The organism is Alkalicoccus halolimnae (genome assembly GCF_008014775.2).
GTDB lineage: Bacteria > Bacillota > Bacilli > Bacillales > Salisediminibacteriaceae > Alkalicoccus > Alkalicoccus halolimnae.
On record NZ_CP144914.1, the window covers coordinates 452,858 to 467,697 of the forward strand.

14 protein-coding genes are annotated in these 14,840 nt (G+C 46.9%); 9 read left to right on the forward strand and 5 right to left on the reverse strand.

All coding sequences use genetic code 11. The features are described from left to right. The first annotated feature begins 78 nt into the window (after window positions 1-78). The 4 genes from FTX54_RS02040 to FTX54_RS02055 all read left to right on the forward strand — a co-directional run bounded on the left by FTX54_RS02040 (window position 79) and on the right by FTX54_RS02055 (window position 3,235). The gene (locus FTX54_RS02040) at window positions 79-951 is read left to right on the forward strand and encodes an AraC family transcriptional regulator (RefSeq protein ID WP_147803853.1); all 873 of its coding nucleotides are present in this window, start codon (window positions 79-81) and stop codon (window positions 949-951) included. 444 nt (window positions 952-1,395) lie between these two features. Then, window positions 1,396-1,728 (forward strand): ATP-binding cassette domain-containing protein, encoded by a 333-nt coding sequence (locus FTX54_RS02045; RefSeq protein ID WP_147803854.1) that lies wholly within the window; start codon window positions 1,396-1,398, stop codon window positions 1,726-1,728. 41 nt (window positions 1,729-1,769) lie between these two features. Next, on the forward strand, window positions 1,770-2,672 hold the full coding sequence (locus FTX54_RS02050) for a macrolide 2'-phosphotransferase (RefSeq protein ID WP_147803855.1): 903 nt from the start codon (window positions 1,770-1,772) through the stop codon (window positions 2,670-2,672). A 29-nt stretch (window positions 2,673-2,701) separates the two neighbouring features. Further along, window positions 2,702-3,235 (forward strand): GNAT family N-acetyltransferase, encoded by a 534-nt coding sequence (locus FTX54_RS02055; protein WP_147803856.1) that lies wholly within the window; start codon window positions 2,702-2,704, stop codon window positions 3,233-3,235. Window positions 3,236-3,409: 174 nt separating this feature from the next. On the opposite strand, the gene FTX54_RS02060 is transcribed toward FTX54_RS02055, so the two are convergent. From FTX54_RS02060 to FTX54_RS02070, 3 genes are all read right to left on the reverse strand, one after another. Continuing rightward, on the reverse strand, window positions 3,410-3,907 hold the full coding sequence (locus tag FTX54_RS02060) for a 2,4'-dihydroxyacetophenone dioxygenase family protein (RefSeq protein ID WP_147803857.1): 498 nt from the start codon (window positions 3,905-3,907) through the stop codon (window positions 3,410-3,412). A gap of 463 nt (window positions 3,908-4,370) precedes the next feature. Beyond that, a complete protein-coding gene (locus tag FTX54_RS02065; protein ID WP_147803858.1) occupies window positions 4,371-5,597 on the reverse strand; it encodes an MFS transporter in 1,227 nt (408 codons plus the stop codon). 15 nt (window positions 5,598-5,612) lie between these two features. Continuing rightward, on the reverse strand, window positions 5,613-6,635 hold the full coding sequence (locus FTX54_RS02070; protein ID WP_147803859.1) for an ArsR/SmtB family transcription factor: 1,023 nt from the start codon (window positions 6,633-6,635) through the stop codon (window positions 5,613-5,615). A 221-nt stretch (window positions 6,636-6,856) separates the two neighbouring features. Between FTX54_RS02070 and FTX54_RS02075 the strand changes: the two genes are divergently transcribed. The 3 genes from FTX54_RS02075 to FTX54_RS02085 all read left to right on the forward strand — a co-directional run bounded on the left by FTX54_RS02075 (window position 6,857) and on the right by FTX54_RS02085 (window position 10,619). After that, a complete protein-coding gene (locus FTX54_RS02075; protein ID WP_246125631.1) occupies window positions 6,857-7,696 on the forward strand; it encodes a sulfurtransferase in 840 nt (279 codons plus the stop codon). A gap of 413 nt (window positions 7,697-8,109) precedes the next feature. Further along, window positions 8,110-9,678, forward strand: coding sequence for a Vga family ABC-F type ribosomal protection protein (locus tag FTX54_RS02080; protein ID WP_147803860.1), 1,569 nt, complete (start codon window positions 8,110-8,112; stop codon window positions 9,676-9,678). Window positions 9,679-9,920: 242 nt separating this feature from the next. Beyond that, entirely contained in the window at window positions 9,921-10,619 is a 699-nt protein-coding gene (locus FTX54_RS02085; RefSeq protein ID WP_147803861.1) for a DUF1361 domain-containing protein, read from the forward strand. A 244-nt stretch (window positions 10,620-10,863) separates the two neighbouring features. Here the strand turns inward: FTX54_RS02085 and FTX54_RS02090 are convergent, their stop codons facing one another. Both FTX54_RS02090 and FTX54_RS02095 read right to left on the reverse strand, forming a co-directional pair. Next, window positions 10,864-11,598, reverse strand: coding sequence for a potassium channel family protein (locus FTX54_RS02090; RefSeq protein ID WP_187254552.1), 735 nt, complete (start codon window positions 11,596-11,598; stop codon window positions 10,864-10,866). A gap of 143 nt (window positions 11,599-11,741) precedes the next feature. Further along, window positions 11,742-12,023, reverse strand: coding sequence for a hypothetical protein (locus tag FTX54_RS02095; protein WP_147803863.1), 282 nt, complete (start codon window positions 12,021-12,023; stop codon window positions 11,742-11,744). 604 nt (window positions 12,024-12,627) lie between these two features. On the opposite strand from FTX54_RS02095, the gene FTX54_RS02100 reads away from it, so the two are divergent. Next, window positions 12,628-13,119: a DinB family protein gene (locus tag FTX54_RS02100; RefSeq protein WP_147803864.1), complete on the forward strand. Its 492-nt coding sequence runs from the start codon at window positions 12,628-12,630 to the stop codon at window positions 13,117-13,119. Between the two features lie 273 nt (window positions 13,120-13,392). Beyond that, on the forward strand, window positions 13,393-14,448 hold the full coding sequence (locus FTX54_RS02105) for an MBL fold metallo-hydrolase (protein ID WP_422387412.1): 1,056 nt from the start codon (window positions 13,393-13,395) through the stop codon (window positions 14,446-14,448). Window positions 14,449-14,840: the final 392 nt, after the last annotated feature.

Consider the following 14,840-nt stretch of genomic DNA (forward strand, 5'->3'; position numbering starts at 1 on the left):
TAATCCTGCAGAAAAGAACACAACGTGCAGGGAGGATCAAAACGTTTCCTGCTAAGCTGAAAAAGAAGGAGGGATAAAGTGGATTCGCTTCAGAAAATGAATGATGCTATGAAGTACATTGAAGAAAATCTGGCAGGAGAAATAGATTTTCAAAAGGCCGCACGAACCGCTCATTGTTCGGAATACCACCTGAGAAGGATTTTTTCTTTTCTTGCCGGCACCTCATTATCCGAATATATCCGTCGCCGCCGGCTCAGTCTGGCTGCTCTGGAACTCAAGGATAAAAAGATCAAAGTCATTGATGCGGCATTGAAGTATGGATATCAATCGCCGGATGCTTTCACAAGAGCATTTATTCACCTGCACGGCGTGACACCTTCAGAAGCAAGAGAGGATGCCAGCAGGCTGAAGGCTTATCCCCCCATGACCTTCCGATTATCAGTAGAAGGAGGAAATGAAATGAATTACCGTATTGAGCAGAAAGATGCGTTTCATATCGTTGGAATAATGAAAAGGGTGCCAATTATTTTTGAAGGGGAAAATCCGGAAATAACGGCGATGTGGAAATCATTAACGAAGGAAAAACGAGAGCAGTTAGAAAAGCTTTCAAATGTGGAGCCGGAAGGAATTATTCAGGCATCTGCCAATTTTTCTGAAGGACGCATGGAGGAGCAGGGAGAACTGGATCAATATATCGGCGTAGCAACAACGAAGGATTCGGGAGAAAACTTCTCCAGCCTTGAAGTTCCTGCCTTCACGTGGGCCGTTTTTGAATCAGAAGGACCGTTTCCACAGACTCTGCAGGAAACATGGGGCAGAATCTATTCTGAATGGTTCCCATCTTCCGGGTATGAATCGGTGGCGGGACCGGAAATATTGTCGATTAAGACGAGTGACTTAACTTCCCCTGCTGTATCCTGCGAAATCAGGATTCCAGTTTCGAAAAAATAAATAGTGCGGAGGATGTATAGATGCAGGCGACAGAAGATCATTATTTAATACGTTCTTTCAGCCGCTGCTTTCCTGCTGATCATATTGATCTTTACCTGTAGGTAGGATATAGTTAAATGACATTAAAACAAGGAGGGTTGTTAAAAATGATGCATTCAGGAAGAATCTGGTCCCGGACTTTGAACAATAAGTAACTGAATATGTTCAAAGGCTCTGTGTTCATAAAGCAGAGTAAACGGGAGTAATCTGCACATTTTTAACAATCTTCAACGGGAAAGTATATACTTTTTACGAGAAGAAAGGCAGATATACATCTGTCTTTTTTTCGTACGGTTTTTGATAAGACAAAAGAATATCTCCGTTTACTCTTCCCACAGACAGCCCGCTGCCTGTGGTTTTTTATGATTACATTCCTTTCTATTTTATAAAAAGCGAGTGTAGGAAATGGAAAAGCTGGTTTTGGAATTAAACGATATTAAAGTTTCTTTTCTGGATAAAACCATTTTTACAGAAATAGACCAGCTGAGCGGCGGGGAATCTATACGATTAAAGCTTTGTCAGCTGTTTCTCGGTGCCTGTAACGTGCTTATTTTAGATGAACCGGAGAATTTCCTGGATCTCCGAAGCAGGAAAGCTCTGGAATCGCTGCTCTTAAATTATGAAGGTACGGTGTTGATGGTGAGTCATGACCGTGCGTTTATTAACCGAACAGCAGATCAAGTCTACGAAATACAGGAGAAAAAGGTAAAACTGATTCATGAATATAAAAAGCAGTAATTCTGCCCGGGCTTAAAATTAAATGATGGAGGGAATAAAAAATGAAGACTATAGAAATCAAACAGTTAGCAGAAAAGAACGGCCTGCATATTTCAGAGGAGACGATCACTATGAACGAGTCGGGCGTGGACTTTCTTGTCGCTTATGCGAAAGATCCGAACAAAAACAGATGGATCCTCCGCATTCCCCGGAGACCGGAATCGATGAGGCATGCAGGAAAGGAAAAAGCAGCGCTCGAAATCATTCAGCGCCATGTGAGATTTGAAGTGCCCTTCTGGTCCGTTTTCAGTGAAGACCTTATTGCTTACAGGGAGCTGAGCGGAGTGCCCGCCGCTGTGATTGATATGGAAAAGCAGGACTACGAGTGGAAGCTGGATAAAACGAATGTCCCGGCCGGCTATTACGAGTCGCTCGGAACCGCACTCGCTGATTTACACGCGATTCCGCCCAAAGCATTTCACCCGATCGGAGCAGAAACGACCAGTGCCGGGAACCTGCGGTCTTCGATGAAGGAGCGGATGGCGCGTGTAAAGGAAATCTATGACGTCAACGAAACGTTATGGGAGCGCTGGCAGAGGTGGCTGGCTGATGATACGATCTGGCCGGCTCACGCAGGTGTCCTTCACGGGGACCTGCATCCGGGACATATTCTTATTGATGAGAACAGCCGTGTGACAGGCCTGATCGACTGGACGGAAACAGCTGTAGGGGACGTGTCGGCCGATTTCCTGTCGCATTACCTCATATTCGGAAAAGAAGGGCTGGCAGAGCTCCTGCATGCGTATGCCCGGGCAGGGGGGAAAACGTGGTCCGGAATGGAAGAGCATATAGAGGAACTGCTGACAACGAGCGGCATTACTGTCGCGGAATATGCAGAGGTCTCCGGATTAAAAGAGATGCACGAAGCAGCGGCGCACATGCTTTCACAGGAAAACGGCAGGTAAGCATGCAGGCTTAAGAAAGGAGAGTTGACGTGAATATTTTTATCAGACAGGAACGGCCCGAAGACTATGAGAAAACGGAAAAACTGGTTAGAGAGGCTTTTTTGAAGGAAGAGAGGAGTGATCAGACCGAGCACCTGCTCGTAAGGCGGATCAGACAGTCAGAAGCCTTTATACCAGAGCTGTCTCTCGTTGCGTTCGATAGCGAAAAGGAAATGACAGGCCACATTCTATTATCGGAGATAACGATAACAGGAGAGGATAAAACGACAGCATCCCTGGCGCTCGCTCCGATGTCGGTGCTCCCCGCGCATCAGAAAAAAGGTATTGGCAGCCGCTTAATTCATGAAGCGCTGGAAAAAGCAAAAGAGCTCGGCTGGCATTCGGTAATTGTACTGGGACACAAAGACTACTATCCGAAATTCGGCTTCCGCCAGGCTCAGCTGTGGAACATCCGCGCGCCGTTTGACGTGCCGGAAGAAGTCTTTATGGCTCTGGAATTAACCGAACATGCTCTGGGAAACGCACAGGGGACGGTTCATTATTCGAGCGCTTTTTCAGAATGAAGGCAGCAGTCTTTGTGAAATCAATCCCGGTATATCAGCAGGCAGGCGCAAGTTCAGGGAGCGGGATAGTAAGGGTGCAGTAGTTTTGTCAAAATAAAAAAGAAAGAAGCATAAAGAAAGGATTTTATGCTTCTTTCAAGAAAATTTATTAAGTTGAATCATTTTTTAAAGCGCTTACAAAAATAAGGATTTATTAATAGGGAGACCATTCTCCCGGCAATACGTCTCGTAATGGTTAATCATCCAAAATGTGTCGACCACAAGATTGGTATTTTCCTCATCGTCAAGGAATTCCAGCGTCCCGTGTACTTGGAAAAAAATTATGGCTCCATTATCCGTCATTAAAGTGTGGCTTCTTCCGGGACTTTCACGAACATAATCTCCCACCTGAGAGACCCAGTCATACTCAGCATAACGCCAGCTTCCCTCTAATGTCATTGCCTGTACAGGTCCGCGGTGACGATGGACACCCAATCCGCCCGGTCCTTCGATCTTAAGATTAACTGCTGTGGAATTATTTCGAATATCAAAAGTTAAGTAGCGTACAAAAACGTTATCAGTCAAAAATGGTATCCACGGAGAAGTTTCCAAGGACGAATCAATATACCCTTCTTCTAAAGCATATTTATCCCGAGTTATGTCCACTTTACGTTCCATTTCAATTAAAGACATCTACCTGTCCCCTTTTTGTTTATTATTGGAAATCGAAGTTCTTAGCTAAACATATAGTATTCAGACTATTGTGTCAATAGATAACATTCCTGCTGTTAATTTCCAAACGGATAAAATGAATATATATGTTGAACTTAATAATTAGTCTCTGCTTCTGTGAGCAGCCGCTTACGTTTCCATGGGGATGCTTTCGCCGGCCTTAGCTAATCCGTTCCTCCCTGCGGTCGGGCGGGATTGTTCAAGATAAAGATAAAACTGTACACAATGAGGAGAATAATGCCAGTAACGAACAAGGAAAGCAGCACAGCGTTTTGTTTGAATAGAAATCGAAAAAATAAAACACGAGGAACGACGAACATCCCCCCGGTTTTCTAAAGAAAGCAGGGGGGTGTTTTCATTATGAAATAGCAGCGGGCAGGCCCTGTTATCGAAACCAGCTTAATAAAAAAGGTTTTCTCTTTTTTCAGTCTACCTCCCGAATCGACCTTGCAAAACCGACGACAACCAATGCCTGCAGGCTCATGAGCACGCCGCCTCCGATCATGATCGTATCGATCGTGAGGCCGGCAGCGAGTAGAAGAGACGTGAGCAGGTAGCTTACCGGTACGAGGCCGAGAGCAGCGAAAGACAGCATGCTCATGACGCGGCCGATGTAGCCTTCCTCCGTATTCGCCTGGATAGCGGAAATGAGCGGAATGTCGATGATGGAAAGCAGCACGCCGATCAAGGCAATAAAAACGAGGCTCCAAAGCATATCCGGAATCAGGCCGAAACCGAGAAAGGCGAGCGCGAGAAGGAGAATGCCCGTAACAGAAACAAGCCCCCGCTTCCGCTGGATATTCAGCACACCGACGAGAAGCGCCCCGGCGAGCATTCCGGCTCCGCTTGTCGCATTCAAGTAGCTGTACGTAAGTTCGTCTCCACCTAAAACGAGATTGGCATAAATCGGCAGTCCCATGACGAGTGGTCCGACTAAAAGCAGGTTCAAAAAAACGGACGTCAACATGAGCGTTGTCAGAAACGGCGAATTTTTCACATACAGAAAGCCGCTTTTTATCGATTTCCAGATGGAATCTCCTGCTTCCGCCGGTTTAATTGCCGGGAGCCTTTTTTTCAGCATCCAGTCGATGACGGATGCGGCGAAAAGCATGACGGACACGAGGAGAAACATGAGCTCGTAGCTCCCGAAACCGATAAGAAAGCCGGCAAACATCGGTCCGGCAATTAACGTCGCGTTCATCGTCAGTTGGGCCACCGAATTAGCACGCGTAAGCTGCTTTTTCGAGACGATTCCCGGAAGGACCGTCTGACTTGCCGGCCAGAAAAAAGCGTCCAGAAGACCGAAGAAAAGTGCAAGAATGACGAGCACCCAGATGTTGACGAGCTGGAACACGAGCAGAACGACGAGGGCGATCAGCAGCACCGCTTTCGTGAAGTCGGATATAAGCATGATCACGGCCCGGTTCACGCGGTCGGCGATCACACCGCCTAGAAGCATAAACACGAGACGCGGGACGGAGGTTGCAAAAAAGACGATGCCGAGCATCGCTTCGAGCTCCAGCGAATCGACGACGTACCAGTTGACTGCAAACAGGAAAAAGGCAACGCTCAGCCCGGAGGCGAGAAGCGTCAGAAAATAAAGCACAAACGCCTGGTTGTGCCAGAGGGACGGCACCTGTTTTTCGGTCATTCTTCTCTCCTCCTTTTACTCGGCGAACATCCGCTCCATCTGCCCCATGACGCGTTTGATCTCCTCGGTATTCACCTTATAATAGACGCGGTGCTCGGCCCGCTCGGATTTCACAAACTTGTGGCTTAACAGAATCGCCAGGTGATGTGACACGGTGGAGTTTGACACCCCGAGTGCCTCGGCGATTTCGTAGCCGTAATGCGGCCGCTTTCTCAGAAGTTTAAGAAGCCGGAACCGCCGCTCATCGGTGAGGACCTTCAAAAGACCGAAAAGCTCTTCTTCGTTCATTTTCGATTCCATCAGGGAAAAACGCTTCAGTCCAATAGCGAGATGAACCGCGTTTTCCTCAGACAGGTCCTGAAGCATAAAACCGATGTTCAGCGAGTAGGAGGGATAGACGTGGATCCCTTCGATCGTCTCCGTGTCCATGTAGTCGCGGACGAGCCTGCGGACCGGATGCTCCGGGTCGTTCGGCGCAGCCCGGAGCTCCTCGGCAAACGCTTGAGCCGCGTCCGCTGCTTCCTGTTGAAACGGTTTGTAAAAGGAGTGGTAGACGTGTTCTATCAGTGCCGCCAGCTCTTCATTCACCGCTTCCGGACGGTCCATGTAGTAGTAAAGCTTCCACTTTTCCTGTTTTGGAACAGCGAGCTTATCGACGAAGCGTTTCCCTGCCTTCGGATCGAGCCCGTCGTATTTATTATCGGCAAATCCTCTCCCGAACAAATGCCTGCGGACTTCTTTCTCCTCCATGCTGCGAAGCCTGTTCATCAATCCTTCAGCCGTGAGGGAAGGATGGCCTTTCATAACGGCCGGCAGAAGCGCCGGTGCGATGGAGCTGTCCTCGTTGAAAAAAACGTCCAGCTTTTCATGATCCTCAGCTGAAAGTCCGCGGCGGATCTCCTTCAGTTTTTTTTCCACCTCGTCATCCTGAAGCATCCGCTCGATCAGTTCCTGGTCCTCTTTCCGCCCCATATTATGAATGCTGAACATAAAAGCCGTGAGATCCACCGCTTCCGATACGTGAACATGAAGATCCATCCTATTGCCTCCGTTCTGAATTCGATATCATTCGAATGTTTTATTTAATTTATATTAAACTATATAGTTTCACTTGTGTCAAATGTTTATTTTCATTACCATCGAATACGCTGGATAAGAAGCACGCATTTCCCCTTGCATACAGAAGCAGCATTTTTAATTGTCAGTCAATGGTATATACTGTAAGCAGACAGAAATACAGAAAGGGAAGGTGACTGCTGTTGACTTCAAATATTGTCGATATGGTATGGCTGAAGAATAATTTAGAACACGAAAATCTGGTCGTAGTAGACTGCCGGTTTCATTTAGGGGAGCCTGACAAAGGATATGAGGAGTATAAAAATGAGCACATCCCGGGAGCCCTGTACTTTCATCTGGAAAACGATTTGTCCGCTCCGACGGGGAAACACGGAGGACGACATCCGCTGCCGGATGCCGGACAGTTTTCTTCCCTGATGGAGCGTTCCGGCATCACAAAAGAGAGCATCGTCGTCGCCTACGATGATCAGGCCGGAGGGATGGCATCCCATCTGTGGTGGCTGCTGAAATATTTCGGTCACAGAAAGGCGTACGTGATGAGAGAAGGTTTTTCTCATTGGAAAGCCGCCGGGTACCCGACCGATGATCGACTGCCCGCGACTGAAAAAAGCTCTTATACCGCAAGCCCCAATGACGATATGCTCGCTTCCATGGAAGACGTGCGAAAGGCACTGGAAGACCCTGCGGTACGTCTGGTGGATTCGCGCTCCGAAGAGAGGTACCTCGGAATCTCGGAGCCGTTTGATCCCGTCGCGGGTCACATACCTGGAGCCGACAACGAAAACTGGCAGGCCCGTTCCGACAGCGAGGGGCGTCTCAAGGATAAAAGCGCGTGGAACGAAGAGCTTCAGGACTATGTAAACAGCGGCGGAGACATCATCGCCTACTGCGGATCCGGAGTGACAGCGTGTGTGAACGTACTTGCTCTGGCCGAAACAGGCAGGCAAGCAAAATTATACGCGGGCAGCTGGAGTGACTGGGTCAGCTACGGGGACAATCCGGTTAACCGAAGAACGAAGTAAAAAGGAGGGTCTTCCCGAAAGCCTCTTCGGAAAAGCGTCCGTCCGGATGTCACCGCCCGTTTGCGTTTTTTCGGGATAGGTTTTTATTATTACATTCATTCAGCAGTTGACAGCTATTTACGTTTCGGCGTATTGTTTAAAGTAACTTAAAGAAAACGAAAGGGTGACCCAATCACATGAAGTACTAATCCTATTGACGAAAACAGACAATCGAAGGCTTGCAGCAGAGGAGCTCTGCTTTTTTACTGTGCCTTTCATTGCCGTTTTTCAGAATAGGATTGGCTTTATGCAGCTGGACCCGGGGGAGAAGTCTCTTTCGGTGTGCACCCGTATATTTTTATGCCCCCTATTCTGAATGCAGAAGGGGGCTTTTTGTGTCCCCGTAATTTTATGGAACAAAAGGGGATGTTCATATGCTTTTATTCGAAGCACAGGAAATCAGACACTACGTTCAGGACCGCTTATTGCTGGACATCGATAACCTGCAGATCAATCCAAACGACCGGATTGGATTAGTCGGCCGTAACGGATGCGGGAAAACAACATTGCTTCAAATCATCAACGGGGAAGTGGTGCCGGAAAAAGGAACGATTATGAAAAATACAAGCAGCGAGCTTCTGCCTCAGCTGAAGCCGACGGACACGACGAAAAGCGGCGGGGAAATCACCCAGGACTATATTCAACAGACGCTTAACCGAAAGGCAGAGCTGCTGCTTGCCGATGAACCGACAACCAATCTGGATACCGATCATATCGAGTGGCTGGAAAAGAAGCTGGGTGAGTGGCAGGGAGCCTTCCTCCTCGTTTCCCACGACCGTACACTTTTGGACGCGCTCTGCTCCACCATCTGGGAAATAGGAGAAGGTAAAGTAACAGTGTATCAGGGAGGATACAGCGCCTATACGGAGCAGAAAAAAATTGAACACCGTCAGGCACAGCTCGCATATGAAAAGTATGAACAGGAAAAAAAGAAACTGAAGGAAGCGGTGAAATCCAAAGAAGAAAAAGCGCAGAGGGCAGTTAAAACCCCGAAAAATGTAAGTGGCTCCGAAGCAAGGATTACCGGAGCGAAGCCGTATTTTGCGAAAAAGCAGAAGAAGCTGCAAAAGACAGCGGCAGCAATGGAAACGCGGCTGGAGAAATTGGAAAAGGTGGAAAAAGTGAAAGAGCTTCCGCCGCTTAAGATGAATCTGCTGAATGAAAGTGCGTTTAAAAAGCGGATTGTTCTGCGGGTGGAGAAGACAGCAGGCAGGATTGGCAGCCGCATTTTATGGGATGAAATAAGCTTTCTATTTCGGGGCGGAGATAAATTAGCGGTTATCGGGCCGAACGGAAGCGGAAAAACGACACTCGTAAAGAAAATTCTACGTCAGGAAGAGGGTATTACTCTGTCACCCTCCGTAAAAACCGGCTACTTCAGTCAAAATTTAAATATATTAGACGAAGAAAAGACCATTTTGGAAAACGTTCAGTCTTCCTCTGCGCAGAATGAAACGCTGATCCGGACCGTGCTCGCAAGAATGCGTTTCTTTAACGAAGAGGTGCATAAGAAGGTGAACGTGTTAAGCGGCGGGGAGAGAGTGAAAACCGCCCTTGCCAAGCTGTTTGTGAGTGACATTAACATGCTGATTCTGGACGAGCCGACGAACTTCCTGGATACGGAGGCACTGGAAGCACTGGAGAAGCTGTTGAAAGATTATGAAGGAAGCATTATTTTTGTTTCCCATGACCGGCAGTTTATCGAAAACATTGCTGATCATATACTGGAAATCCGCCGCGGAAAGATAAAGTTTTTCGAGGGGAACTATAAAGACTATAAGCAGAGTGAGACGAAGGAAAAACGACATACGAAGCAGGATGATTATTTAGTGCTGGAAACGAAAATATCCGAAGTGCTCAGCCGGCTCAGTGTAGAGCCGTCGGAAGCACTGGAAAAAGAATTTCATAAGCTGTTAAAGGAAAAGAGGGAATTAGATAAATAGCATTTTTCTCTTAGTGTGATTCGACCATTGATGTGAAGCTGTACAGCTTCTTGTTTCTAAAAAACTTATAGAAATGAGATTTATTAACCCGTCTGATTGTTCGTGGAGAGCAGCACTGCTTACCCCAAAGGAGACAGGAATAAGGGAGTCTGGCACGCGGACATTCTCCCCGTGTTTTTTCTCGCTTTCATTTGTAAATTAAAGTATTGTTAGTATACAAATGGTGACTTGGGGGAGAACGCATGCAACTTGGATATTTTATGGTCCTGCTTATCGCAGCTTCTTTTTTTATCAGCATATGGATGTTCTTATTCAATCGTGCGGATATAGATCCGCTTTTTTGGAATTTGCTCCTTGCCTGGATTCCAATCGGTTTCGCCTGTGCAGCGCACTGGATTCTGACAACTCCCCGCTCCGTGCAGGGTCGAGGGCTGATTGCCTGTATTTTCGGCACCGGCTGGCTGTTTTTCTTTCCGAATACCGTGTATATATTAACAGATTTCCTCCATCTGTCTGATCTCAATTTTTATTTGTCAGAACCGGAAGACACCATAGGAAGCGGAAATGCTTCCACCCCCTACGCTATGGACGGCCAGTCCTGGAATTCCTTTTTTACGACGGCGTTTACTGCCGGAATCGGACTTGCCATCAGTGTTCTCAGCCTTTATATTATGCACTTTAATGTTCGAAATTATTTTCATACTGTCACCGGCTGGCTGTTCGTTTTGATGGCGCAGGTTTTATGCGGCATCGGCGTCTTTTTAGGCCGTTTCATCCGTTTTAACTCCTGGGACATTTTAAGTGAACCACTGACCATTCTCACCGTAACTGTCGAAAGCATCGACCGGTTCATGATTTATTTCACCGGCGGCTTCACGTTGATCGGGATGTTTTCGTATTTGTTTTTCTATACGGCCACGCAGTTTACTAAATCAAAATAAAAGGGCGGTCTCAAAAGAAGTGTTGAGACGGCCCTGAAAGTACGTATGAAGCCGCGGCCTTCCTTATGGATAAGTCTGCGGTTTTTCGTATTGCGAAAAGAAACTCCGCTCATGCGGAACGATAAAGAGGATGTTTTTCATCTCCTGGCTGCATGAGCGAATTTAAAAACGGCCCGTGCCCATAGAGCGGAACCTAGAAAGAAGCTGGAGGCTTCCTTTACCAAAAACGTTGCGCTGACGAGTGCTACGGTTCTTCCGGACGATCGTGCTTCGCCGCGGTTTGTTCCTCTTTTAAAGACTGCAGCATATATAGAAGCCGGTCGTAGTCATGAGGTGTGAGCGTTTCATAGTGATTAAGCTGGCTGCGCAGAAAATGTACCGTATCATTTTTGGTATGGTTTTCTTTTTTCTCCATAAAATAAGTGGCAATCGAGCCTGTTACCATACCGATGAGGCCGATGCCGAAGACCATCAGCACCATAGCGATCACTCGTCCTGTCGTCGTGACCGGAGCAATGTCTCCGTAACCTACTGTCGTTGCTGTCACAACCGCCCACCAGATGCCGTCCATAAATGTTTCCACCTCTGATTCCAGGAAGGTAATTGGAATAGCCGAAAGGAAAATCAGGATAGCGACAGCGGCAAGGGTTTTGAACAGGCCGTTCGTATGAAGGATAGTATAAAAGGACGTATGTTTCAGCAGCCGGATGAATCTGATAATCCGGAACAGCCGCACGAGCCGGGCAAACTGAAAGGTGGAATCAAGCGGAATGGCGGCAATGAAATCAAATGGGTTGCGCTTGATGAAGTTTATTTTGTCTTTGGTCATAAAGAAGCGTGTGAGCACGTCAGTAAGCAGCACAACCCAGACGAAGTGATCGAGAAAAACAAGGCTGGTGTCATAAAAGACGGTGGAAGCCGACGATAAAATGAGCAGCATTAGGATGACTTCATAGGTAATTAACACCTTCTGTTTCATATACAATCCTCCCTGAGCGTCTGTCCAAAAGTATATAACAAAAAGAGCAGCACGGTGCTGATATTTGTAAATGCCGCGGGATAAGGCAGGGACGTAAAGCTTTATCTTACAGCGGCAGGCGCTTCCTTTACCGCTTTTCCCATTCATTCCCTGCCAATGCTTTTCGATCCTTTCTCTAAATCACCTGCCAGTAATAAAAGATCCACGCGAGCACGGGACCAGCCATAGCAACCAGCGTATAGTGGATTCTTCCCGCCGCGAGCCACTAGGATTGCTCTTGCTTTCATACCTTCAGGCGTTTCTTCGTCTTCCCCGGGAAAATACCGGTCCATGAACTGCCGGGGAATTTCTATGTTTGCGAGATAGCGGCCGCCGCTGTGCGAATCGTTACCTGCTGAACCGGATGAATGTTGACTTGATTCCATTATATTCCTAATACTCCGCGATAAATACAGTTATTTTTTATATAGTTGAACCAATTTCATAAGTACCTGTTGCAGCAAAATATCCGAACATTATCATTAACTTTCATTTCAGACGCACGCTTTCTGCGGGGCTTGTCTTCAACTAATTCTTTCTCGCAAAGCTTCGTCAGAATGGATTCTCAGACTGCGCTGATCCCGACAGAGTTGCCGTCTTACATTCCAATTCTGTATTTTAAATACGAACTATTATTAACTTAGTTCCAGGAACGTGCTTTAAGTTAGTTAATATAACAAATTACGAAATTAGTTCAATTTAAGTGTTATTAGTTTCAGGAAGTAAATCGGTTCAGAGAACGTCCCTTAATGAATTATTGCTGTTTCTGCTGCATCATGGGAAATGAAATACAGCACAAATTCCTTTTATCCAAGTGTTTTTATGGTCATTAAGAAGGGGCAGCTTTTAAAATAAAATTCTTTAAGTTATGTATAATAAGTTAAGGAAGGCAGGTCGAACTAAGCAGTATTTCAAGACATTAAAAATTTTCGACGATAAGGACAGATTATGATAAAAAGATAAATCAATTATCGATACACGGGAGGCCGTATGAACAAATATAAAAAGGATATTCTGGATCACCAGATAAAATCCATAGAATTTGTGAAATCATTGCATTCCATAAGCGAAGATCAATGGAGAACCCCCGTAAAAGAAGGCAAATGGACCATTGCAGAGATCATTGGTCATTTCAAACCCTGGGATGAGTTTGTTATGAAGCACCGCTTACCTTATTTATTCTCGGCTGGCGAACTTCCTAAAGGACCGGATGCTCAAAAAATAAATGTGGAATCAGCCGCTGTCAGCAGAATAAAGAGTAAGCAGGAGACATTGGATACATTTATCATAACGAGAGAAAAGCTTTATGGGGAGCTCCTGCAAATCCCGGATGAATTATGGGAAAGAGAATTTTCTATTGGAACATCTAAACTTAACCTGTATGACTATCTGCGGGGATTAGCTGCACACGACTGTCATCATTTTGAACAGATAAAAAATACCCATCCTTTTTTAAAGCAACTGCACCCTCCTGACAGTTGAAGCCGATCGTTGAATAGAAAACTGGAGGAGGGGCCTGAACGTGCGAATCACCCTGCTGGAGGGCAGGAAGGGAATCGTGTGATTCAAACGACTGCAACGCGGCCGGCAAAATAGTACCGGTGCTGGTTTAAAAGCAGCAGGCAGTTTCCTCAAAGATTTTTTCTCCTGAAAGTCTCCGCGGCAGCGGGGAAACAATAACCCTTTTAAAAAAATTGACATCGAAAAGCACGGCAGCTTTATCTGCCGGCTTTCCTGTTTATGAAAGGAGCTGTCATGTCGTTGATTAGATATTTACATCCGGCTTTCGGAGGGAAACCAAGTAAGGAACAAAGAAAATGGTTTAGTACGTTAGATAACTATGAGAACGGAAAATTTGTCTACCGCCCACCAGCAGAGAGAAAAAGCGCAGCGGAACCGTCTCCCGCGATCACTGCCTCTCATGCTAAAGGTAAAACGAGTCCGTCCGGCCGGCTTCCTGTCAGAAAAATTGACTGGGACAAAATAAACAGTAAAGAAGACAGTCTCGTCTGGCTGGGCCACTCCACTTTTATGCTCACTATTGATAATAAAAAGATGCTTTTTGATCCCATGTTCGGTCCCGCGGCTTCTCCCGTTACCTTTCTGGGACCGAAACGCTACAGTGAAAACATCATGGGGATTATGGACGAAATGCCTGCAATGGATGCTGTCTTCCTGACTCATGACCATTACGACCATCTGGACTATCCGTCCATCACACAGCTGAAAAACAGAGTTGATCATTTTTTCGTACCGTGCGGTGTCAGCAGTCACTTGATTCGATGGGGTGTCGCAGCAGAAAAAATTACCGAACTGAACTGGTGGGTTGAAGCAGAGTTCCAGGGGTTGACGATCGCTTTAACGCCGTCCAGACATTTTTCGGGGAGAGGAGTGCTGAACCGGAATACAACCTTGTGGGGCGGCTGGGTGATTCTCGGGAAACAGACGCGCTTCTATAACAGCGGTGACGGCGGATACGGCGGGCACTTCAAGGAAATTGGCGACAAATACGGCCCGTTTGATATCACTATAATCGAGGGCGGTCAGTACAATAAGCACTGGGCCTGGGCTCATATGTTTCCTGAGCAGGCGGTGCAGGCCCATATAGATATAAAAGGCAGAACGATGCTTCTGGCGCACTGGGGTGCCTTTACTCTCTCCAGGCATGGGTGGTCGGAACCGATCGAACGGGCATTAAAAGAAGCAGAGGAAAAGAACATTCATCTTATCGCTCCCCGGATCGGTGAAACAGTGCAAATGAACGGGAGGTTAACGGCTCCTGCGTCGCCCTGGTGGGAGGAAGTGGACTAAAAATGCGGGCGCACGGCCCGGCTTGTTCAGAGCTTTAAGAAGGGGATTTTGTAATCACCACGGTGTGCCGGGGAAAGCTCAGTCCTCAGGCAGGCGGTGAATCATCCCCGCCCCAGAGCCCCCGGAAAACATTTCCGGGGGCTTTTCCACAGTCTGTGGGAGAACCCCTGAACGACGAGCTTCTGTAAATGCCGGGACTGCGGTTTTGACAGAAGGAACGACCGGAGAGGATAATAGGAACGGTATATTAAGCAAAGCCGGCAGCGGAATTTCAGCGGGGACTGCCCGGGATGAAAAGGTATGGAGCAGTTTATTCCACAGCGCCCGTGGCCCCCGGAAGTTCAGACCGAAAAACAGAAAATAATTTCCATTAATAAACAGCATTTCAGAGA

Coding starts and splice junctions, on each gene's coding strand:
- FTX54_RS02045 (WP_147803854.1), top strand. CDS start 1,396: ATGGAAAAGCTGGTTTTGGAATTAAACGATATTAAAGTTTCTTTTCTG.
- FTX54_RS02090 (WP_187254552.1), bottom strand. CDS start 11,598: ATGAAACAGAAGGTGTTAATTACCTATGAAGTCATCCTAATGCTGCTC.
- FTX54_RS02100 (WP_147803864.1), top strand. CDS start 12,628: ATGAACAAATATAAAAAGGATATTCTGGATCACCAGATAAAATCCATA.
- FTX54_RS02070 (WP_147803859.1), bottom strand. CDS start 6,635: ATGGATCTTCATGTTCACGTATCGGAAGCGGTGGATCTCACGGCTTTT.
- FTX54_RS02060 (WP_147803857.1), bottom strand. CDS start 3,907: ATGTCTTTAATTGAAATGGAACGTAAAGTGGACATAACTCGGGATAAA.
- FTX54_RS02050 (WP_147803855.1), top strand. CDS start 1,770: ATGAAGACTATAGAAATCAAACAGTTAGCAGAAAAGAACGGCCTGCAT.
- FTX54_RS02105 (WP_422387412.1), top strand. CDS start 13,393: ATGTCGTTGATTAGATATTTACATCCGGCTTTCGGAGGGAAACCAAGT.
- FTX54_RS02065 (WP_147803858.1), bottom strand. CDS start 5,597: ATGACCGAAAAACAGGTGCCGTCCCTCTGGCACAACCAGGCGTTTGTG.
- FTX54_RS02085 (WP_147803861.1), top strand. CDS start 9,921: ATGCAACTTGGATATTTTATGGTCCTGCTTATCGCAGCTTCTTTTTTT.
- FTX54_RS02080 (WP_147803860.1), top strand. CDS start 8,110: ATGCTTTTATTCGAAGCACAGGAAATCAGACACTACGTTCAGGACCGC.
- FTX54_RS02095 (WP_147803863.1), bottom strand. CDS start 12,023: ATGGAATCAAGTCAACATTCATCCGGTTCAGCAGGTAACGATTCGCAC.